Source organism: Bradyrhizobium frederickii, assembly GCF_004570865.1.
Lineage (GTDB): Bacteria > Pseudomonadota > Alphaproteobacteria > Rhizobiales > Xanthobacteraceae > Bradyrhizobium > Bradyrhizobium frederickii.
Genome location: NZ_SPQS01000012.1, coordinates 33,470 through 53,667, shown reverse-complemented (window position 1 = coordinate 53,667; position 20,198 = coordinate 33,470). Strand labels below are relative to the sequence as shown.

General features: G+C 64.9%; 23 protein-coding genes. 14 read left to right on the top strand and 9 right to left on the bottom strand.

Annotation, left to right across the window (positions count from 1 at the left end; translation table 11 throughout):
• Positions 1–114 precede the first annotated feature (114 nt).
• On the top strand, positions 115–1,737 hold the full coding sequence (locus E4K64_RS21470) for an ABC-F family ATP-binding cassette domain-containing protein (RefSeq protein WP_135165312.1): 1,623 nt from the start codon (positions 115–117) through the stop codon (positions 1,735–1,737).
• A gap of 97 nt (positions 1,738–1,834) precedes the next feature.
• Here E4K64_RS21470 and E4K64_RS21465 read toward each other — a convergent pair whose 3' ends face one another.
• Positions 1,835–2,818, bottom strand: a complete 984-nt coding sequence (locus tag E4K64_RS21465; RefSeq protein ID WP_135165311.1) for a glycerophosphodiester phosphodiesterase family protein — start codon at positions 2,816–2,818, stop codon at positions 1,835–1,837.
• A gap of 147 nt (positions 2,819–2,965) precedes the next feature.
• Between E4K64_RS21465 and E4K64_RS21460 the strand changes: the two genes are divergently transcribed.
• Positions 2,966–3,841, top strand: a complete 876-nt coding sequence (locus E4K64_RS21460) for an MBL fold metallo-hydrolase (protein WP_135165310.1) — start codon at positions 2,966–2,968, stop codon at positions 3,839–3,841.
• A gap of 140 nt (positions 3,842–3,981) precedes the next feature.
• Here E4K64_RS21460 and E4K64_RS21455 read toward each other — a convergent pair whose 3' ends face one another.
• Positions 3,982–4,230 carry a hypothetical protein gene (locus E4K64_RS21455; protein ID WP_135165309.1) on the bottom strand — a complete coding sequence of 83 codons (249 nt, stop codon included), beginning with the start codon at positions 4,228–4,230 and terminating at the stop codon, positions 3,982–3,984.
• A 202-nt stretch (positions 4,231–4,432) separates the two neighbouring features.
• Between E4K64_RS21455 and E4K64_RS21450 the strand changes: the two genes are divergently transcribed.
• Positions 4,433–4,897 carry a cupin domain-containing protein gene (locus E4K64_RS21450; protein WP_135165308.1) on the top strand — a complete coding sequence of 155 codons (465 nt, stop codon included), beginning with the start codon at positions 4,433–4,435 and terminating at the stop codon, positions 4,895–4,897.
• A 15-nt stretch (positions 4,898–4,912) separates the two neighbouring features.
• Here the strand turns inward: E4K64_RS21450 and E4K64_RS21445 are convergent, their stop codons facing one another.
• A complete protein-coding gene (locus E4K64_RS21445; protein ID WP_135165307.1) occupies positions 4,913–5,476 on the bottom strand; it encodes a TetR/AcrR family transcriptional regulator in 564 nt (187 codons plus the stop codon).
• Between the two features lie 92 nt (positions 5,477–5,568).
• Here E4K64_RS21445 and E4K64_RS21440 point away from each other — a divergent pair, with 92 nt between their 5' ends.
• Positions 5,569–5,940, top strand: coding sequence for a nuclear transport factor 2 family protein (locus E4K64_RS21440; protein ID WP_135165306.1), 372 nt, complete (start codon positions 5,569–5,571; stop codon positions 5,938–5,940).
• A gap of 17 nt (positions 5,941–5,957) precedes the next feature.
• Here the strand turns inward: E4K64_RS21440 and E4K64_RS21435 are convergent, their stop codons facing one another.
• A complete protein-coding gene (locus E4K64_RS21435; RefSeq protein ID WP_135165305.1) occupies positions 5,958–6,920 on the bottom strand; it encodes an alpha/beta hydrolase in 963 nt (320 codons plus the stop codon).
• Positions 6,921–7,040: 120 nt separating this feature from the next.
• Between E4K64_RS21435 and E4K64_RS21430 the strand changes: the two genes are divergently transcribed.
• Together E4K64_RS21430 and E4K64_RS21425 are read left to right on the top strand one after the other, a co-directional pair.
• Complete coding sequence (locus E4K64_RS21430; protein WP_135165304.1) at positions 7,041–7,718, top strand: nitroreductase; 678 nt, start codon at positions 7,041–7,043, stop codon at positions 7,716–7,718.
• A 130-nt stretch (positions 7,719–7,848) separates the two neighbouring features.
• Positions 7,849–8,052 carry a hypothetical protein gene (locus tag E4K64_RS21425; protein WP_126258372.1) on the top strand — a complete coding sequence of 68 codons (204 nt, stop codon included), beginning with the start codon at positions 7,849–7,851 and terminating at the stop codon, positions 8,050–8,052.
• Between the two features lie 27 nt (positions 8,053–8,079).
• On the opposite strand, the gene E4K64_RS21420 is transcribed toward E4K64_RS21425, so the two are convergent.
• Genes E4K64_RS21420 through E4K64_RS21410 form a run of 3 tightly spaced genes read right to left on the bottom strand, consistent with a single transcriptional unit; the run spans position 8,080 to position 10,695 of the window.
• Positions 8,080–9,201, bottom strand: a complete 1,122-nt coding sequence (locus tag E4K64_RS21420) for an HD-GYP domain-containing protein (RefSeq protein WP_135165303.1) — start codon at positions 9,199–9,201, stop codon at positions 8,080–8,082.
• 58 nt (positions 9,202–9,259) lie between these two features.
• Entirely contained in the window at positions 9,260–9,589 is a 330-nt protein-coding gene (locus E4K64_RS21415; protein WP_135165302.1) for a PilZ domain-containing protein, read from the bottom strand.
• Positions 9,586–10,695 carry a DUF2336 domain-containing protein gene (locus E4K64_RS21410; protein ID WP_135165301.1) on the bottom strand — a complete coding sequence of 370 codons (1,110 nt, stop codon included), beginning with the start codon at positions 10,693–10,695 and terminating at the stop codon, positions 9,586–9,588. Before E4K64_RS21410 ends, E4K64_RS21415 begins: the two co-directional genes overlap by 4 nt.
• A gap of 299 nt (positions 10,696–10,994) precedes the next feature.
• Between E4K64_RS21410 and E4K64_RS21405 the strand changes: the two genes are divergently transcribed.
• Positions 10,995–11,942, top strand: coding sequence for an AraC family transcriptional regulator (locus tag E4K64_RS21405; protein WP_135165300.1), 948 nt, complete (start codon positions 10,995–10,997; stop codon positions 11,940–11,942).
• A gap of 50 nt (positions 11,943–11,992) precedes the next feature.
• On the top strand, positions 11,993–12,583 hold the full coding sequence (locus E4K64_RS21400; protein WP_135165299.1) for an NADPH-dependent FMN reductase: 591 nt from the start codon (positions 11,993–11,995) through the stop codon (positions 12,581–12,583).
• A 29-nt stretch (positions 12,584–12,612) separates the two neighbouring features.
• Here E4K64_RS21400 and E4K64_RS21395 read toward each other — a convergent pair whose 3' ends face one another.
• A complete protein-coding gene (locus tag E4K64_RS21395; protein ID WP_135165298.1) occupies positions 12,613–14,694 on the bottom strand; it encodes a methyl-accepting chemotaxis protein in 2,082 nt (693 codons plus the stop codon).
• Between the two features lie 108 nt (positions 14,695–14,802).
• Positions 14,803–15,240, bottom strand: a complete 438-nt coding sequence (locus E4K64_RS21390) for a DUF1810 domain-containing protein (RefSeq protein ID WP_135165297.1) — start codon at positions 15,238–15,240, stop codon at positions 14,803–14,805.
• 201 nt (positions 15,241–15,441) lie between these two features.
• Between E4K64_RS21390 and E4K64_RS21385 the strand changes: the two genes are divergently transcribed.
• The 6 genes from E4K64_RS21385 (at position 15,442) to minE (ending at position 20,184) form a co-directional block, all read left to right on the top strand.
• Positions 15,442–16,410, top strand: a complete 969-nt coding sequence (locus E4K64_RS21385) for a DUF2778 domain-containing protein (RefSeq protein ID WP_167772167.1) — start codon at positions 15,442–15,444, stop codon at positions 16,408–16,410.
• A gap of 68 nt (positions 16,411–16,478) precedes the next feature.
• Positions 16,479–16,736, top strand: coding sequence for a hypothetical protein (locus tag E4K64_RS21380; protein ID WP_024338019.1), 258 nt, complete (start codon positions 16,479–16,481; stop codon positions 16,734–16,736).
• A gap of 116 nt (positions 16,737–16,852) precedes the next feature.
• On the top strand, positions 16,853–17,944 hold the full coding sequence (locus tag E4K64_RS21375) for a TRAP transporter substrate-binding protein (protein WP_135165295.1): 1,092 nt from the start codon (positions 16,853–16,855) through the stop codon (positions 17,942–17,944).
• A gap of 428 nt (positions 17,945–18,372) precedes the next feature.
• Positions 18,373–19,071: a septum site-determining protein MinC gene (minC, locus tag E4K64_RS21370; protein WP_135165294.1), complete on the top strand. Its 699-nt coding sequence runs from the start codon at positions 18,373–18,375 to the stop codon at positions 19,069–19,071.
• A 19-nt stretch (positions 19,072–19,090) separates the two neighbouring features.
• A complete protein-coding gene (minD, locus tag E4K64_RS21365; RefSeq protein WP_126258354.1) occupies positions 19,091–19,906 on the top strand; it encodes a septum site-determining protein MinD in 816 nt (271 codons plus the stop codon).
• The gene (minE, locus tag E4K64_RS21360; protein ID WP_028136732.1) at positions 19,903–20,184 is read left to right on the top strand and encodes a cell division topological specificity factor MinE; all 282 of its coding nucleotides are present in this window, start codon (positions 19,903–19,905) and stop codon (positions 20,182–20,184) included. The genes minD and minE overlap by 4 nt, the downstream gene beginning before the upstream one ends.
• The last annotated feature ends 14 nt before the right edge of the window (positions 20,185–20,198 follow it).

The following is a 20,198-nucleotide window of genomic DNA, read 5'->3' as shown; positions in this document are numbered from 1 at the left end:
CGAATTGCGCGAATTTGGCTGCGGAACAGGGCTGATCCGTACCGCGCCGGGCTTCCCCTCTGGGCCCGCATGGCCTATGACGCTGCAACGCAAAAATCCCCCTTTAATGACCCCATGATCCGCCTCGACAACGTCAGCAAGCAAGCCGGCCACCAGATCCTGTTCATTGAAGCCTCCGCCGCCCTCAACAAGGGCGAGAAGATCGGGCTCGTCGGCCCAAACGGCGCCGGTAAGAGCACGCTGTTCCGGATGATCGCCGGCCAGGACCTGCCCGACGAGGGCCAGGTCTCGGTCGATCGCGGCATCACCATCGGCTATTTCAACCAGGACGTCGGCGAGATGTCTGGCCGCAGCGCCGTGGCCGAGGTGATGGACGGCGCGGGTCCGGTCAGCGAGGTCGCCGCCGAGCTGCGCGAGCTCGAGACCGCGATGGCCGATCCTGACAAGGCCGACCAGATGGACGAGATCATCGCCCGCTACGGCGAGGTGCAGCACCGCTTCGAGGAGCTCGACGGCTATGCGCTCGACGGCCGCGCGCGCGAGGCGCTGGCGGGCCTCGGCTTCAGCCAGGAGATGATGGACGGCGACGTCGGAAAACTCTCCGGCGGCTGGAAAATGCGCGTGGCGCTGGCGCGCATCCTCTTGATGCGCCCCGACGTCATGCTGCTCGACGAGCCGAGCAACCATCTCGACCTCGAAAGCCTGATCTGGCTGGAAAAATTCCTGCACGATTACGAAGGCGCGCTGCTGATGACCTCGCACGACCGCGAGTTCATCAACCGCGTGATCTCGAAGGTGATCGAGATCGATTCAGGCTCGCTCACCACCTACACCGGCAACTACGAGTTCTACGAGCAGCAGCGCGCGCTGAACGAGAAGCAGCAGCAGGCGCAGTTCGAGCGCCAGCAGGCGATGCTCGCCAAGGAGATCAAGTTCATCGAGCGCTTCAAGGCGCGCGCCTCGCATGCGGCGCAGGTGCAGAGCCGGGTGAAGAAGCTCGACAAGATCGAGCGGGTCGAGCCGCCGCGGCGCCGCCAGAGCGTGGCGTTCGACTTCCCGCCGGCGCCGCGCTCGGGCGAGGACGTCGTCGCGCTCAAGAGCGTGCACAAGGGATACGGCAGCAAGCGCATCTATGACGGGCTGGATTTCATGATCCGCCGCAGGGAGCGCTGGTGCGTGATGGGCGTCAACGGTGCCGGCAAGTCGACGCTGCTCAAGCTGGTCGCGGGCGCGAGCGAGCCTGACAAGGGCACGGTGGCGCTTGGGGGCAGCGTCAAGATGGGATATTTCGCCCAGCACGCGATGGACCTGCTCGACGGCGAGCAGACGGTGTTTGAGTCGCTCGAATATGCATTTCCGACCGCCGGGCAGGGCTCGTTGCGCGCGCTTGCCGGCTGCTTCGGCTTCTCCGGCGACGACGTCGAGAAGCGCTGCCGGGTGCTGTCCGGCGGCGAGAAGGCGCGGCTGGTGATGGCCAAGATGCTGTTCGATCCGCCGAACTTCCTGGTGCTGGACGAGCCGACCAACCATCTCGACCTCGCCACCAAGGAGATGCTGATCAACGCGCTGTCGGATTTCGAGGGCACCATGCTGTTCGTCTCGCACGACCGGCATTTCCTGGCGACGCTGTCGAACCGCGTGCTGGAGCTGACGCCGGAGGGCATCCACCAGTTCGGCGGCGGCTACACCGAATATGTCGCGCGCACCGGGCAGGAGGCGCCGGGGCTGCGGAGCTAAAGCATGATCCGGAAAAATGCGCAGCGGTTTTCCGGAAAGATCATGCCAAGAGGATAACGTAGAGCGCGATGACGATTCTTCCTCATCTTATCGCGCTTTAGTCTTTGCTCTTGCCCGCGAGCTTGGCGACGGTCTCGATCTCGTTGGTCCAGACGCCGCCGGAATAGCCTTGCGGGAGCCGGGCGAACAATTCGGGCGTATCGATGCCGGTGGAGAATTCGCCGCCGCTGTAGGGGCCGAGCACGAAGACCGCGCTGTTGACATCGGTCATCCGATTGAGAAAGCGGTTGGGCCAGCCCCATAGCCAGGGGCCGACGTTGACTGGGACCAGCACCATCGCGTTGCGGCACGCCGGCGGGACGAGGCCGGTCCAGCCATAGGCGATATAGCGGATCAGGCAGGCTCGGATCGCCGCCCGCGAAATGGTGCGGACATCAGGGGTGAGGCGACGGATCATCTCGATCGGCTCGTCACCCCCATAGACCATGATGGTCCGCCGTCGCTCGGCCGGCAACGCGTTCAGCACGACGGCGAGTTTCTCGCCTTCGCTCGCCTCACGGCTCTTCACATTGATAAGAAGTCCCTTCTCAGGAAAGCTGGCAAACACCTCCGACAGCGTGGGCATCATCCCGATCCCCTTGCCGCGAAACGGGAATGTCTTGCCGCCGTCGGCGGTGTAGCCGTAGCCGATGTCGAGCATTTTCAGCTTCGCCATGCTCTGCTCGCGCGTGACACCCTGACCGTCGGTGCGGCAGTCGAGCGTCCAGTCGTGGAATACGGCGAACCGGCCATCGGTCGTCGGGTGCACGTCGAGCTCGATCATGTCGGCGCCGGCCTCGAAGCTCGCGCGCATCGAGGGCAGGGTGTTCTCCAGATAATCGTGCCTCGGCGGCAACATCCGTGCGGCGGTGCAGGTGTCGCTCTTCACGTCGCGCTCATCGAAGCGTTGCGCCATGCCGCGATGGGCGAGTAGGACCGGCTTGCCACCGGGATGCGGCGTGAGAAGACTGGTGTTGTTGACGTAGACGCCAGCCGCGACGGCAATCAGTGCCAGCGCGGCGAATTTGAGTTTTCTTCCCACGCGATCCTTCCAATTTCGCGATCACCGTGAGCCGAGTTTGAGGTCGATTTGCGGCGGTCGTCGCGCATGAGCGCGGCACGCGGTGCATGACTTGAATGGTCCCATGCCGGCCGCTACGTTTCCCTCAAGAAGGGGAAGCGAACAGCAATGCGGCAGCTCAGGATCGGGGACATCACCATCGATGCGGTGATCGAGCGGGAGGGGCCGTGGCGCCGGCCGCAGGATTTCTTCCCGGCCTATGACGAGGGCGTGTTCAAACGCCATCTGCCGACCATGGAGCCGGAGACGTTCGACGCCGCGCGCGGCATGATGGTCATCACATATCAGACCTTTGTTGTGCGCACGCCGCGCTACACCATTCTGGTCGATACCTGCACCGGCGAGGACAAGGGTCATCCGCCGCCGTTCGATTTTCCCGGCAAGGAGCGCTGGCGCAACGAATTGCTCGCGCTCGGTATCTCTTTCGAGCAGATCGACTACGTGTTCTGCACGCATCTGCACATTGATCACACCGGCTGGAATACGATCTTGCGCGACGGCCGCTGGGTGCCGACGTTTCCGAACGCGAAGTACGTCTTCCACAAAGGGGAGTACGCGGCGTGGGAGGCCGAGCATGCCAAGGGCAACAACCCGCCAGGCACGGTCTTCCGCGACAATTGCCTGCCGATCGTCGAGGCTGGCCAGGCGCTGCTCGTCGACGATGACTACGCGCTCAACGACACCGTGACGCTGACGCCGACGCCGGGGCATTCGCCCTGCCATTGCTGCGTCAACATCTTTTCGAAGGGCCAGCGCGCCGTGGTCGCGGGCGACCTCATGCATCACCAGATCCAGTGCCGCGAGCCGGACTGGTCGGCGCGGCCGGATTGGGATCCGAAGCAGTCGGCGCTGTCGCGGCGCAAGTTCTTTGCGTCGGTGGCGGGTACCGACACGCTGATTCTGCCGGTGCATTTTCCGGCGCCGACGGCGGGGTGGATCAAGCCGCTGGGCGATGCGTTCGATTATCGGTTCAGGCGGGATTAACTCCCTCCGTCATGGCCGGGCTTGTCCCGGCCATCCACGATTTTTCGCGCGGCACGAAGAACGTGGATGCCCCGGACAAGCCCGGGCATGACGAGTTCGTGGAGCGATTGCTCGCCAAAGAAGCAGCCAAATCCCTGCGCTTACGCGCCGACCTCGCACTTCTTCATGAAGCTGTTCTTGGCGGCCCCGGCGAGCGGCTTGCCGTCGGCGCTGACGGCCTTGGGCGCGCAGGCATCCGCCTTGCATTTCTTCAGGAACGACGTTTTGGCGGCGCCGGCCAGCGGCTTGCCGTCCTTGCCGACCGCCTTGCTCTCGCAGGTTTCTTGCGCGAAGGCCGAGCCTGCTGCAAAGGTGGCAACGATCGCAGCCAGGAAAATCCGCTTCATCATGGGTGTCTCCGTCAGCCAGAAATGGCGTGGAGATTGGAGCCGGGAATCGTGGCGCAATCAAGCTGGATGATGGTCTGCCGTCCGGTCTATCAGGCGATTTCTGCCGCGCGCATTCGGACGGCGCGCGGTCTGTTGCACTGCTCGCTGACCCCGGCGGGCAATCCTGCTAGGCTTGGCCGGCCGAGCTGGATGGAGCATCGTGATGGACGCCGTGATCCCGAAACACCCGGAGGCCGCCGATCGGCATTCTCACCTGGTTCGGCCTCAAGACATGGAATGGCAAAAAACCCGCTTTCCGGGGTGCGAGGCCAAGACGCTGCTGTTCGACCGGCGCACGGGCCTGATGACGGCCTTGATGCGGTTTGCGCCGGGATCGGTGCTGCCCGATCACGAGCATGTCGGCATCGAGCAGAGCTGGGTCATTGAAGGCGCGCTCGTCGACAAGGAGGGGCCCGCTCAGGGCTTCGCCTGCAAGGCCGGCGAGTTCATCTGGCGCGAGGCGGGCAGCCGGCATGCCGCGTGGTGTCCGGACGGCGCCTTGATCCTCGCGATCTTCCAGGTGCCGAACAAGTTCTTCGAAGCCGACGGCCGCGTCGTCGACGCCGCCGGTCAGGATTGGGACGAAATGTGGGGACACACCGCGCAGCAGGCGCGGAGCGCGCGATAGGTCGTCCTGCGCAGCTCACACCTTGCCCCCGATGCTTCTGACGAGCATGGCGACCTGAACGGCGATCAGCCGCCGCATCTCCTTGCCGCTTCTGGCGGTCTCGCGCAGTCCGCGCATGCCAAAGACGAGGCATCGCGCCAAAACTTCCGGCCGGTCCGCCATCCTCGCGGATTGCACCTGATCGCGGATGAGCTCGGCGACCAGAGACTGGAAATTATCGTAGACCTGCCGGACCGCGGCGAAACGGAGGTCGAATAGATCGGCTGAATCCGGATGCGCCTCGACGAGGTCGAAGCCATGGGATCCCCACGATTTGCAGGCGTGGAGCAGCTTGGCGTGAAGACTGTCGAAGCCCGCGATCGCGGCCCTGATCTCGCGGTGCTTCTGCTCGTCCATTGCCTGGATGACCGCCCCGAAGACGGCCTCCTTGTCGGGGAAGAGCAGGTAAAGCGCCGGCCGCGATATCCCGGCCTCGGCGGCGATGTCGCCCATCGTCGTGCGGGCATAGCCGTAGCGCGAAAAGACCTCCATCGCGGCCGCGACGGCCAGCTGTTCCTTCGAAGCGCGCGATTGAGCCATGAGCCTCACCATTACGTAGCATCCACAACTTGACAAAATATCGAAAATTGTCAATTTGTCTTCAGGCGATGATACCGCAGGGGACGAGCAGGATGAACGATGAGGCGCGACTGAAAACCTGGAACGCCTATCAGGCGGCGTGGGGACCCGTCGATGAGAACGAGCGGCGTCGGCTGCTCGAACAGAGCGTGGCCGCGGATTGCATCTACACCGATCCGGCCTCGCAGGTTGCGGGGCGCGAGGCCTTGATGGAGCGCATCGGGCAAACGCAGCTGAAATTTCCTGGCGCCTATTTCAGGAACGACAGCTTCCTCGAGCACCACGAGCAGGGGCTCTTCCGCTGGACGATGTTCGACGGCGCCGGCCGTGCCTTCGTCAAGGGCGAGAGCTTCGGCCGTTTCGGCGCAGATGGTCGCCTGGTTCAGGCGACCGGTTTCTTCGAGGTGCCGGCTGCCACGTCCTGATGGCGCGCCGATGCGGGTCAAGCGCCGCGCATCAGCAGCGCCTTGAAGTCGGCTCGGGCGGCTTGTGCCTCGGCGCGCGCGACGTCCGAGGCATCGCCCATGCCGAAATAGCCGTGGATCAGGCCGGGGCCCTCATGATGCTTGACCCGGACGCCGGCCGCTTCCAGCGCGCGCGCATAGGCCGCGCCCTCGTCGCGCAGGGGATCGAACCAGGCGGTGGTCACCACCGCAGGTGCGACACCGGCGAGGGATGTTGCGCGCAGCGGCGAGACACGCCAGTCGGAAGCATGGCCGGGATCGGCAAGATAATGGCCGCAAAACCATTCCATCGTGGCACGCGTCAGGAAGTAACCCTCGGCATTCTCGGCGCGCGAGGGATAGCGCGCGTTCTCGCGCGCATCGGCGTAGCCGCCGAGGACGTCGGTGATGGGATAGACCAGTAATTGCGCGGCGAGCTTGATGCCGGCGTCGCGGCAGGCGATTGCGGTGGTCGCGGCGAGATTGCCGCCGGCGCTGTCGCCGGCAACGCCGAGGCGTTTTGCATCGCCGCCAAATTCCGCGACGCGGTTGAAGACGTCACTCACTGCGGCAAAAGCATCCTCGAACGCGCCGGGAAAGCGCGTTTCCGGCGGGCGCCGATAATCGACGGAGACAACGACGGCGCCGGTCTCGATCGCAAGGTTGCGCGCCTGCCGGTCGTGGGTGTCGAGGTCGCCCGCGACCCAGCCGCCGCCGTGGAAGAACACCACGGTCGGCGCGGATGTGGTGCCGACGCGGTAGACCCGCGCCGGAAGCGGGCCGGCGCCGCCTTTGACCTTGATATCCACGACGCTATCGACGACCGGAGGCGGGATGGCGGCGCGCGAGGCAGCCAGTGCGCGCAAGGAATCGCGGGCGCTCTGTGGCGTCATGACCGTGGGATCGCGCATCGGCATGAGCGGAATGATCTCGGCGATGACGGGATCGAGTGGCGCGGCCATGGCGGCTCCTTCAGGGGTTCTTGGTCTTGCTTGCGGGGTAGCATAGGTTTTGCGCGCCGCATCGGCAACCGGCCTCGTGTCGTCACGCCGAAGGATGAACGGGCAGGGAGGTTCTGCGAGGTGGAATTCGAAACGCTGGTCCAGTCGCGCCGCAGCGTGCGTGGCTTCAGGAGGGAGCCGGTGCCGCGCGCGGTGATCGAGGCTATCATCGAGAGCGCCAAGCGCGCGCCGTCGTCGATGAACACCCAACCATGGCATGTCCACGTGCTCACCGGCAGCCCGCTCGAAGAGGTGCGCCGCCGCAACATGGAGGAGATGATCGGCGGCGCCAAGGTCAAGCGCGACATCGTCAGCCATGGCGAGTACCAGGGCGTGCACCGCACGCGGCAGGTCGACATCGCCAAGAAGCTGTTCGGTGCGATGGGGATCGCTCGCGACGACAAGCCGATGCGGCAGGACTGGGTGCTGCGCGGCTTCCGTCAGTTCGACGCGCCGGTCTCGCTGGTCCTGACCTACGACCGCGTGCTCGATCCCGGCGCGGTCTGCCATTTCGATCTCGGCGCGCTCTGCTACGGCATCGTGCTCGCGGCGTGGGACCGCGGCCTCGGCTCGGTGATCAACGGGCAGGGCATCATGCGCTCCGACATCGTGCGCGAGGTGGCGAAGATTCCGGAGGACGAGGTCATCATGACGTGCGTCGCGATGGGCTATCCGGACGACGGCTTTGCCGCAAACGCGGTGCGCTCGGACCGCGAACACAATCAGGAGTTTGTACGCTACGTGGGTTTTGCCGATTAGCAGCGAAGAGGAGATTATTCTCTCGCAGAAATTTTTGGTGCGGAGTCCCAAGCGGCCTCTTGCAATCTCGAAGGTGCAGGAGGAACAATACGCGGACTGAGAGGTTTGTTGCTGGCGCGAGGGAATTGACATGCGGCGGCTGGCTAGCCTGGTTCGGCGTTTCTTCGGCCCGCGAGTGCGGCGCCCGATCGATGAAGATCCAAGTCTTCCTTTCACACCCGAAGAGTTCGGTCGGCTGATTCGCAGCGGCCGGCACGAGGACATGAAGCTGCTGGCCGATGGGCTGGCCTGCCGATCCATCCCGCGCCGCGCCAGCTATCGCGCGACGCACTAGGCGGCGTTCGAGAACGGTCTGCCGTGCTCACCGCGTGAGCGCGACCTGCTTGAATGAGCGGACCAGCGCCTTCTCCAGCTTCCCGTTCATCCCGCACAGAATGTCGTAGGCCTCCGCGCGCGGCATGGTCGGCTTGTAATGCCGGTGCTCGATCAGCGCCGCGAAAATGTCCGCGATCGTCAGAATTCGCACGATGTCGCCAATGCTCTCGGCGCAGAGCGTGTCGGGATAACCGCTCCCGTCGAGGTACTCGTGATGATGGCGAACGGCATCGAGTATCTCCGGCGAGATCCCGTCATGCCCCTTCAGAAACTCGTAACCGGCGGCCGGATGCGTTTCGATCAGCGCGCGTTCGGCGGCATCAAGGCGGCCAGGCTTGTCGAGGATGGCGAGCGGAATCTGCGCCTTGCCGATGTCGTGGAACATGGCAGCCGAGTAGAGACGTTCCAGGTCGGTCCTGCCGACGCCGAGGCTCAGTCCGAAGTCGATGGCCACGCCGGTCACGAGCAGGCAATGCTGATAGGTTCCTTCGTGATGGCGCCGCACCGTCATGAGCCACTCCGTCAGGCCATGCTGGGTGATACGATCGGCAATCTGGCGACCGGCTTCCTTGGTGCCCTCGACGTCGAGCGGTTGGCCGAGGGTCATGGCCGTGAACATCGATGCGATCGCGGTCGCGGCGGTCTCGACGGCGTTGTCCGGTTGCGACGTGTCGCCTGACGATGCGGATACCCCGCCGGCCGGATCGGCCAGCGCCGCCAGCAGCCTGGTCCGGGTGACCGTGCCGGAAAGGACCAGCGTCGCCCCGAGCGCGTAGGCTTGCGAGATGCAGACGTGGGAGGCGTGATCGAGCAGGAAGATGCGCTTCCTGGCCTTCGCCAGCTTGCTGGCCCGCTTCTTGATCGCGGCGATGTTGTCGACATCGCGCAGCTCCGCGCGGATGACGATTGCGGCTGGCGTCTGCGACAGCCTGGAATCGGCATCGAGCCGCTCGCCGGCAATGGTGAATTTCTCGTTGAGGATCGAGCAGATGCCCGAGAGTTTGTCGGACGTGTCGGCCAGCACATGCAGGAAGGGGCGATCGGTTCCCGTCTGACGGATGCCGCCGTCACTATCGACCGGGCCGGATCTTGTTGGCGCGTGCTGCACGATCTGACCTACACTTTGCGACTGTCTGAATGTCAGACGCCAGGTGGAATGTTCGAATCTATTTGCCTCGAACCGCGGTCTGCGCAGGCGCTGGTGCGCCTGCAGGCTTCTTCTTGCCGTCGGTCGCGATGAAGTGGATTCCAGCCGTGGTGCCGTCGATCCAGACCAGTTCGCAGCGCCGGTAGGCGAGGCCGGTCGACGACAGCAGCATGAAGAACTCCTTGGCCTGGAGCACGTCGAGCGTGCCCTCGACCTCGACCTTGGCGCCGCTTTGCGACACGTCCAGCAATACGCAACGGCGTCGCCAGGTGCCGTCCGAACCCATGAGATTGACCGGCTGCCTGTGGTCCATTTTCACGCGAGAGGCTTTGCGACCGTCGAATTTCATCGGCTGATCCCCATCTCTGCGCCGCGATGTTCCCGACTGCTCTCCTTGGCGCTTGCCGCAATTTCCCCCCAACGCACCGCCCACTGACTGGTCGACAGAAGCAGTGTCTCGAACATTTGCTGCGCGCGTTCGCGCTCGGCGACGGAAAGCCTTCTGCCGTAGCGATTGCCCAAGATGGCCAGCGTGGTCTGCCAGTTCAGCCGCGAGGCGCGGCAGGCCATCACGAGACCCTCGCAATCGTCGTCGGTCATGAGATGCTCGACGATTTCGATGGGAGCCCCCGAAAGCACCGATAGGGCCGTGACGAGGTTGGCGGTCTCGCCGCGGATGGCGAAGCGGTTCACTGTGGAATCGTTGAGCTTGCCGATGCGGTTGAGCGCGACGATCTCCGGCCGCGCGCCGGCATAGGCGGCCGCGCAGGGCAGCTTGGGGACGATTGGCGCGGCCGCTACGGCTTGAAGCGAGACGGTCGCCTTCGGCCCTGTGCCGGATTTTGGAGCCGGTGAGGCCGACAGCAACTTCCGCATGACCGTATCGGGCGTGTCCGGCCTGACGGCCAGCGCCTTCGTGAGCTCATCATCCGTCAGGCACTTCCCGACCAGCGCGGCGTAGGCGGCGTCAGGGAATCGTGCCTCTGTATTGGCGATCAGCGCAGCACAAACGCTGCGCGAGCCGGCCTCGATCAGCGTCTCGATCACCGGCGGATCGATCGGCGCGCGGGCGGCGATCGCGCGTTGCTGCCGTTCGCCGCTCGAGGCCGCGATCGATTTGAGATCGGCTGTGGACAGTGACTGCGATCTCAGCAAGAGGGGGCACGCCACCTCCGGATCGTGGTGTGAGGCGAGACGCCGCACGGTCTTCGGCGGAGCCACCGCGAGTTCCGCGAGTGCTGTGCTGAGCTCGATCAACGCATTGGCCTCGACCCGCTCTGTCAGCCGCAGCAGAACGCCGTCGACCACATTGGCGAGCAATTCCTGAGGCCGGTCGCGGCTGCTGGTGAGCAGCTGCATGATGCCGGAAAGAATGCGCGCGCAGCGGTCCCGTGGACACGTTGCGACCGCGTCCTCCAACTCGACCAAAACATCAGCAGGCGAATTTGCCGTCATGGCAGGGGCCCGAAATTTGAAATAACTTTGACGTTTAAACGACCGTATTTCGCCTCAAAGTTGTTAATATTGAATTTTAGATATCGAAACGTGGGTATTTAAGTACCAATTAAGGTGCGGGAAACGCTATCGAAATTCGGCGAGACAGGACGTGCCCGGCTTGTTCTTTCAACGAGCTCCGCACCAATTGCTCAGGACACGTTAAGATTGATCCTTTTCGGGGGATCGAAAACCGAAGGGGGAACGAACCGGAGCCGCGGCCTGACGCACGTCCACGCGACGTTACGTTTCCCGTTGTCATGAACAGCATTGACGATGTACCGAGATTGGCAATCCAAACATTTCGCTTCTCAGACGTCGACGAATTTCGAAGTGCCATACGCGGGCTGAATTTCGAATTCACGCCTTTCGTACGGAGGATTTCGGCTGAGCAGACAATCCTGTCGTTGCCCGGCTGCGACGTGAATTTGACGCAGACGTTTCCGCGAATGGTCGATGCGCAGCTGGTCGAGAATTGCACGGCGATCGGCTTCACGATGGACGACCTCGACGTACCCGTTCGCTTCAATGGCTCGCAGCGCGCCCGACCGGTCGTGGTCATCGGCAGCGGCGGCGCTGCCTACACCACCATTGAGGAGGTGCAGCGACAAATCGCCTCGGTGGTTTTCAGGCCGGAGGTGCGGGACCGCGGCTGGCCGGCCACGCTCTCGAGCTTCAAGATTTTTGAAGTCTCAGCGGCCGGCTTGCACCGGCTGCGCATCGTGGTTCGTGAGGTGCTGGCCGAGGCGTCCGACCCGGCCGAGGCGCCGGAACTCTCATTGAAGGGCGCGGCGATGAAGGAGTCCCTGCTCGGAGCCGTCGACGAGGCCTTCGAAAGCGTCGTCTCGGCCCGCTGGACCCTCGGCCCCAACGACGAGCGGAAATTCAGGATGTTCCAGGGTATCCGCGCACTGCTGACCGAGGATTTATCGCAGCCGATCTACAGCGATGAGATCGCGCGCAAGCTCGGGCTGTCGGTTCGCACCATGCACGACGTCGTCCGCCGCTATCGGGGCATGAGCCTGCACCGCTATTTGCGCCTGCGTCGGCTGTGGCTGGTGCGGCGGCAGCTTCTCGCCGGCGCCGATAGCGTCAAGGCGATCGCGCTGGCGTTTGGCTTCTGGCATCTCAGCGATTTCTCCAGAAGCTACCGCGTCCAGTTCGGCGAGTCGCCGTCGCAAACGCTGGGCCGCGGTCGCGGACAATAGTCCGACAAAGCGAGTAGGGACGCACGCCGGTTTCGTGCTACCGTCCGGCCATGGGCAATCGCATTCTCGTCCTCTACGGTTCCTACCGTTCCGACCGCATGGGCATCCGCCTTGCGAATTTCGTCATCAATGGTCTGCGTAGCCGCGGCGACGACGTCGAGTTCATCGACGCCAAGGCGGTCGGCCTGCCGATGCTCGACCGCATGTACAAGGAATATCCCAAGGGTTCGGCCCCCGAGGCGCTGGAAAAGCTGGCCGGACAGATCCGCGGCGCCGACGGTTTCGTGTTCGTCACCGGCGAATACAATTGGGGCATCCAGCCCGGCCTGAAGAATCTCACCGACCATTTCCTCGAAGAGTGGTTCTGGCGCCCGGCCGCGATCGTGAGCTATTCGGCCGGCCGGCTGTCCGGCGCGCGCGCCGCAACCGCCTGGCACGGCACGCTGTCGGAGATGGGCATGGTGGTGGTGTCGAGCACCATCGGCGTCGGCCCGATCGCGCAGACATTGTCGGCCGAGGGTGAGCCGATCGGCGAGGGCGGCAAGGCGCTGGAGCGTTCGTTCCCGCGCTTCGCCGATGATTTGAGGTGGTGGATCGAGGCGGCGAAAGCACAGCGCGCGCGCAAGCCGCCGCCTTATTGATCTCGTTCGCCGCGAAGACGAATCTGCTCCTACGCCGCCCTGACCTCGCCGAGGAAGCGGTCGAACTGTCCGGCGAGATCGCGCGACTGGGTCGAGAGCTGCTCGGCGGCGACCAGCACTTCCCGCGCGGCGGCGCCGGTGTCGTCGGCGGCACGCTGCACGCCGGAGATGTTGGTGTTGACCTCCTGGGTGCCGCGGGCGGCTTCCTGGACGCTGCGGGCGATCTCCTTGGTGGCCGAGCCCTGTTCCTCGATCGCCGCGGCAATCGCGGTGCCGATCTGGTCGATCTCGCCGATGACGTCGGCGACGTTGCGGATCGCGGCCACGGTCTCGTCGCTCGCGGTCTGGATCGCCGCGATCTGCTCGGAGATTTCGGTCGTCGCCTTGGCGGTCTGGCCCGCCAGCGATTTCACTTCGGAGGCAACCACGGCAAAGCCGCGGCCGGCATCGCCGGCGCGGGCGGCCTCGATCGTGGCGTTGAGAGCGAGAAGATTGGTCTGTTCGGCGATGCTCTGGATCAGCGTGACGACGTCGCCGATCTTCTGCGCGCCCTCGGCCAGCGTGCGTGCGGTGTCGCCGGTGCGGCGGGCGTTGTCGACGGCGCGGGCCGCGATCTCGGTGCTTTGTGCGACCTGGCGGCCGATCTCGGAGATCGAGGAGGTCAGCTCTTCGGTGGCGCTGGCGACCGTCTGCACGTTGCTCGAGGTCTGCTCGGAGGCAGCGGCGACGACCGCGGCCTGGCTGTTGGTCTGGGCCGCCGTCGAGGTCATCGACTGCGCGGTGCTTTCCATGGTCGCGGAGGCCCGGGACAGGCCGCCGACGAGCTCGGTGACCTTGGCCTCGAAGGCGCGGGTGAGCTCGTCGAGTGCCTGGGCACGGCGCATCTTGCCGTCGTTCTCGGCCTGCTTCTCGGCCGCGAGCCGGTCGGCCCGGATCATGTTGTCCTTGAAGACCTGAACGGCCGCAGCCATCGCCCCGATCTCGTCGGAGCGCTCGGCGCCGGGAATGCTGTCCGCGACCTCGCCCTCGGCAAGGCGCGACATCCGCGTCGTCAGGTTGACGATCGGAGCGCAGACGCGGCGGCGGACCATCACGACGAGGCCGACGCTCGCGACCAACACGGCGACAAGGCCTGCAAGCGCGACGGTGAAGCTGGTGCGCGCGGCGGAGGAGGCTCCGGTGAGGATCTGCTCGGCATTGTCATAGAACGCGTCGCGAACCTCGATGATGGTGCCGAGGCCGCGCTGCGTAGCGGCGTAATAGGTCTCCATGTCGTGTTCGTACTTGCCGCTGACCGCACCGTCCTTGACCAGCTTGAGCTCGCGGCCGAACTCCTCGACATAGGTCGCGTTGAATTTCTCGAGCGCGGCGGCGACGTTCGCCGGCGTTGCCGGATTGCCGCGCAGTTCCTGTAGCGCCATCACGAGCTGGTCGTTGCGGCCCTGCGAGCGGGCGATGTCGGCCTTCTCGGCGTCGGTCGCCGGCTTCTTGCCGCCGACGAGATTCTTGTGCAGGCTGGAATTGAAGCCGCCGACGTCGCGCAGCGTCATCGCGATGTTGGCGTAGCTGGCCTGGCGGTAGGCGTCGCCGTTGAGGATCGCCATGCGGCGGACCTGCTCGTTGAGCAGCGCGGTCACGCCGCTGTTGAGCACGGCGTTGTCGGCGACGATCCTCTTGGCCGCGTCCTTGCGCGCCTCGGCCGGCCCGGTGAGCGCCTTGTCGATGGCCTCGCGCAGCGCGGTGAATTTCGCATTGATGCCGTCGATATTGCTGCCGATGGCAGCGCCGTCGTTGAACGAGCCGGGCAGCTCCTTGCGCAGCCCGTTCATCTTGTCGCGGGCGCCGTCGGTCTGCTTGCGCAGCTTGTCCTGCTCGGCGAGCAACGCCGGGTCGATGCTGGCGGGCCCATATAGGATGTTGGTGGAAAAGCCGCGTTCGGGATTGAGGTAGCGCGGGATGTCGCTGACGGCGCGGACGATCGCCAGCCGGCCTTGAGCCTCGGTGATGCGCTCCATCGTCTGGTACTTGGTCAGGGCGACGTAGACGGCGAGGCCGCCGCCCACGGTCGAGAGCGAAATGATGGCGGTCGTCAGGAGCGTACCGATTTTCATAATCTGTCCGGCAAATAACGGCGAATTATTTTGCCCGGACGATAGTTTGCCGGTGTTAATCTCGGGTTTACGCTCTGGCCGATGCCCCCCAGGGGCGTTGATCGGAGGCTAGGCCCGCCGATCCAGCTTCGACAGGATCTCCAGTGTCGCGACGTCGCGCTCGCCTGCGAAATAGCGGGCGAGGGCCGCGCCGAAAATGGGCTCATCGGACACTGCGCCGAACAGCGTCATCGACGAGCGGAATTTGGCGTCGTCCGGCGCGCCGAGGATCGCATTGATGCTCCGTCCCTGGACGGCGAGCACGAGCCCGGTGCATTCGATCAGGCGCGCCCCGAGCACGGGATGGGCGAGATAGGCCTTCGCCTCGGCGCGGGAGCCGATGGCGTAGCGCTGCGACATGGAGCTGAAGCCGAGACCGGTGATTTGCGGGAAGACGAACCACATCCAGTGAGTCTGCTTCCGGCCCCGGGCCAGCTCCCCCTCGACGGCGCGAAAAACCGGGTCCTGGGCCCTGACGAAGCGCTCGAGATCGAAAGGATCGGTCATTGGATACCCCGGGGATGCCCTGTCAGGCCCTTGCCGGCCGCGATTATGCCTAACTTTTGGCTCCCAATGTGGTAGCTGGTATAGAGTCTCCGGGCGGGGGTTGGGCCCCCCGGGGGTCGATTTGGGGATCTGATGGTTTCCGACCGCGCACGCGCCGAGAGGCTGTTGCCGCGCCGCCGTATTGGGCGGGCGGAGCGCGTTTTGCTGTCTCTGGCTGCCGTCGCGCTGGCGATGGGTGCCGCCGCCTGGGTCGCGGACATCGGAGCTTCGAGCTTGAGCGAGTCCAGCGCGCTAGTCTCCGCCGCCTTGCCGCCGGCCAATACCCCTTCTTTTGAGGATCGCTTCGCTTCGGCGGCCGCCAATCCGCCGGCCCGGGACCTCGGCCTGCGGACGCTGGAGCGTTCCGCCGTGAGTACGGTCCAGCTCAAGCTCCGCGACGCCAAGGCGATGCTGGCGCAGAAGCTCCAGGGCAGCGATTGGCGTTCGACCCTGACCGACGATGACCGGTTCATGACCGAGGAGACCAGGTCCTCGCAGCGCGCCGACGCCATCCCGATGCCGCGCTCGCGCCCGGTTCAGGCTGACCTCTCCGCCCAGATCGCCTCCAGTCAGGCCTATGCCGACACCACCAATCCCAGGGTCGACAACCGCAACTTCTTCGAGAAATTCACCGACAAGATCAGGCTGGCGTCGCTGACGCCCGGCGACGGCCTGTTCAGCAAGGCACCGGATCTCGCCGCCCTCGGCTACGATTCGCGGACCGCCGTCTATGACATCAAGGCCAAGGCGCTTTACCTGCCGAGCGGCGTCGTGCTCGAAGCCCATTCCGGCATGGGCGCGCTGATGGACGACCCCGATCATGTCGATCAGCGCATGGTCGGCGCGACCCCGCCCGCGATCTACGATCTGAAGCCGCGCGAGAAGCTGTTCCACGGCATCCGCGCGCTGCGCTTGACGCCGACCGAGGGCACCAGCGCGCTCGGCCGCGTCGGCCTTCTCACCCATAGCTACCTGCTCGGGCCGCGTGGCGATTCCAACGGCTGCGTCTCGATCAAGGACTATGATCGTTTCCTCAAAGCTTACGACAATGGCGAGTTCAACCGCCTGGTCGTGGTGCCGAGCCTGAGCGGGGCGACGACCGTCGCGCAACGCGCGAGCACCGACTCCTGATATTCTTGCCTGCTACGGCAGGGCTGCCGTTTCCCCTTCGTTAAGCCGTCATCGTCCAGAAGCAGCCCATGAGTGATCCATCAAGTTCCGAGACCCCGCTGCGTACGACGTTCAAGATCAAGCTGAACGGCGATACGCTGGCGATCGCGACTGTCGGCCAGGCCTATCAATTCCTCACCAACTTCAAGTCGGTCGAGTGGATGGAATTCCGCTCCCTGCACGAGGACGCCGTCGCGGCCCTGGAAGGCGCTGCCGGTAATGCGATGCTGGCGGTGCAGGCGACCAACGCCGTGCGAGCGCTGTTCGTCAGCGCGAAGTTGCTCTGAGCGCCTACGGGCCTCGTCCGCACAGCTTGAACTGCGCTGCAGGAACGGGCAAACGATCCGCGACGACCGTTGCCGCAAGCCCGCATGTTCGAAACTTACTTTCAGGAGAGCCCATCATGAAACGCCGTACATTCCTTAAGGGCGGCGCGGTTGCCGGCGCGACGACGCTGGTTGCTGCACCTGCGATCGCGCAGAGCGCGCCCGAGATCAAATGGCGCCTGACCTCGAGCTTCCCGAAGTCGCTGGATACCATCTACGGCACGGCGCAAACCTTCGCGAAATACGTTGCGGAGGCCACCGACAACAAATTCCAGATCCAGACCTTCGGCGCTGGCGAGATCGTTCCGGGCTTGCAGGCGCTCGATGCCGTCAGCACCGCCTCGGTGGAGATGGCGCAGACCCCGCTCTATTTCTACATCGGCAAGGAGCCCGCTCTGGCCTATGCCACCGGCGCGCCCTTCGGCATGAACCATCGCCATCAGGAATCGTGGTGGCACTTCGGCGGCGGCGCCGACCTTGCCAACGAGGCGCTCAAGCCGTTCAAGGCCCATGCGATCCTCTGCGGCAATTCCGGCACCCAGATGGGCGGCTGGTTCCGCAAGGAGATCAAGACCGTCGACGACCTCAAGGGGCTCAAATTCCGCATCGCCGGCATGGGCGGCCATGTGCTGGCAAGGCTCGGCGTCGTTCCGCAGCAGATCGCGGGCGGCGATGTGTATCCGGCCCTCGAGAAGGGCACGATCGACGCCGCCGAATTCGTCGGTCCCTATGACGATGAGAAGCTCGGCTTCCAGAAGGTCGCCAAATATTATTATTTCCCGGGCTGGTGGGAAGGCGGCGCCATGCTGCACATGATCGTCAACGACGAGAAATGGGCGTCGCTGCCCAAGCAGTATCAGGCGATCGTCAACCAGGCCGGCTCGGCGGCCGGCGCCTGGATGCTCGAGAAATACGACAGTGTGAATCCGGCGGCGCTGAAGCGGCTGCTCGCCAATGGCGCGGAGCTGAAGGCATTCCCGCAACCGGTGCTGGAGGCCTGCTACAACGCGACCCAGGACCATCTGAACGAGCTCGCCGCCAAGAGCGATCTGTTCAAGCGCACCAAGGAAAGCCACGACGCGTATATGAAGCAGCTGCTGTTCTATACGCAGATCGCGGAAAACTTCTACGACAATTACCTGCTCAGCAAGATGCGCAACAAGAGCTGAAGTGAGAGGCGCGGTGCCGCGATTGCGCCGCGCTTGAAGAGTGGGCAAAGGCGCACTTGCGCCGTGCCCACCACGACTTGCGCCACTTAGCATGGTGGGCACGCTTGCGCTTTGCAATCAAAATGGATGCGAGCAGGGTGAAGAAGTAGAGGACGAGGCGTCGCTTCGTTCTCGGCTCGTGCCCCGGACGCTGCGCACCGTCCCTTGGACGTTGCGCTGCAGAGCCGGGGCCCATTTCGCCGAGGGCATGACCCTGGCGGCTTGGGTCCCGGCTCTGCGCAGCAGCGTTGCACGCTGCGGCGCGTCCGGGACACGCGAGCGGCGCCAACCGGCCCCATCCCCCACGTAATCCCGCGGAGAATTAACCGGCCGTTAACCATATCCGCCGCATCGTTAACCATTCAATAACAGGGAACGAGTCGGCCGCCATGGAGGCTGCAGTCAAACCTCAACGCCAAATGGTACGCCTGCGCGGGCGCTCCTATGTGGCCTTCGTGTTTACGCCGACGGTTCCGGTCCAGGACTGGCTGCACGAGATCGACGCCACCATTGCGCGCTCGCCGGGCTTCTTTGCCGGCCGGCCCGTGGTGATCGATTTGTCCTCGGTCGATCTCAGCCAGTCCGGCATCGGTCACCTGCTCACCAGCCTGCAGGACCGCAACATCCGGGTGCTCGGCATCGAGGGCGTGGAGGAGGCGAAGCTCACGCCGATGATGCCGCCGCTGCTGTCGGGCGGGCGCAGCTGCGTGGTCGAGCCGACCGCGCCGAAGAAGCCCGAGACGAAGTCCGAGACCAAGCCAACCTCGCTGCTGCTCGAAAACCCGGTGCGCTCGGGCCAGACCGTGATCTTCCCGGACGGCGACGTCACCATCCTGGGTTCGGTCGGATCGGGCGCGGAAGTCGTCGCCGGCGGCTCGATCCACGTCTACGGCGCCCTGCGCGGCCGCGCCATGGCGGGCGTCAACGGTCACACGAGCGCGCGCATCTATTGCCAGAAGATCGAAGCCGAACTGCTTGCGATCGATGGGTTTTATCAGACCGCCGACGATATCGACGCCGCGCTTCGCGGTCGGCCAGCCCAGGCCTTCCTGCAGGGCAACACCATGCGAATTACCGCGCTGAACTGATCAGAAGGAGATTTCAGAAATGGCCAAGGTACTGGTCGTGACATCAGGCAAGGGCGGGGTCGGCAAGACCACGACCACCGCCGCGCTGGGGGCCGCGCTGGCGCAGCGCGGCGACAAGGTCGTCGTCGTCGACTTCGACGTCGGCCTGCGCAACCTCGACCTCGTGATGGGCGCCGAGCGCCGCGTCGTGTTCGACCTCATCAACGTGGTGCAGGGCGTGGCCAAGCTGCCGCAGGCTCTGATCCGCGACAAGCGGCTGGAGAACCTCTGGCTGCTGCCGGCCTCGCAGACCCGCGACAAGGACGCGCTAACGGAAGAGGGTGTCGGCAAGGTCATCGCCGACCTGCGCAGCCGCTTCGACTGGGTGATCTGCGACAGCCCGGCCGGCATCGAGCGCGGCGCGTCCATGGCGATGCGCTTTGCCGACGAGGCCGTGATCGTCACCAATCCCGAAGTGTCCTCGGTGCGCGATTCCGACCGCATCATCGGCATGCTCGATTCCAAGACCGTGCGGGCCGAGAAGGGCGAGCGGGTCGAGAAGCACATTCTCATCACCCGCTACGATCCCTCCCGCGCCGCGCGCGGCGAGATGCTGACGATCGACGACATCCTCGAGATCCTCGCAACACCCTTGCTCGGCATCATCCCCGAGAGCCAGGACGTGCTGCGTGCCTCCAACGTCGGCACGCCGGTGACGCTGTCGAATGCCGACGGCGCACCAGCGCGGGCCTATATCGACGCGGCACGCCGGCTATGCGGCGACACCGTGCCGATGCAGGTGCCGACCGAGCGCAAGGGCTTCATGGATCGCCTGCTGCGACGGAGGGCGGCATGAGCATGGGTCTGCTTCGGCTTCTCCGCGGCAACAAGGCCTCTGCACCCGTCGCGCGCGAACGGCTGCAGATCCTGCTTGCCCATGAGCGCGGAATGCGTGGCCAGCCCGATCTGCTCGGCGTGCTGCGTGAGGAAATCCTTGCCGTCGTCTCCAAGCACGTCACGCTGGACCCGACCAAGGTCATCGTCCGGCTCGAACGCGGCGACGAGGTGTCGACCCTGGAGGTCGATATCGAGGTGCCCAACGATTTCGAGCGCAAGAAAGCGGCGGTCGCGTAGGGATCGCGGCCGAC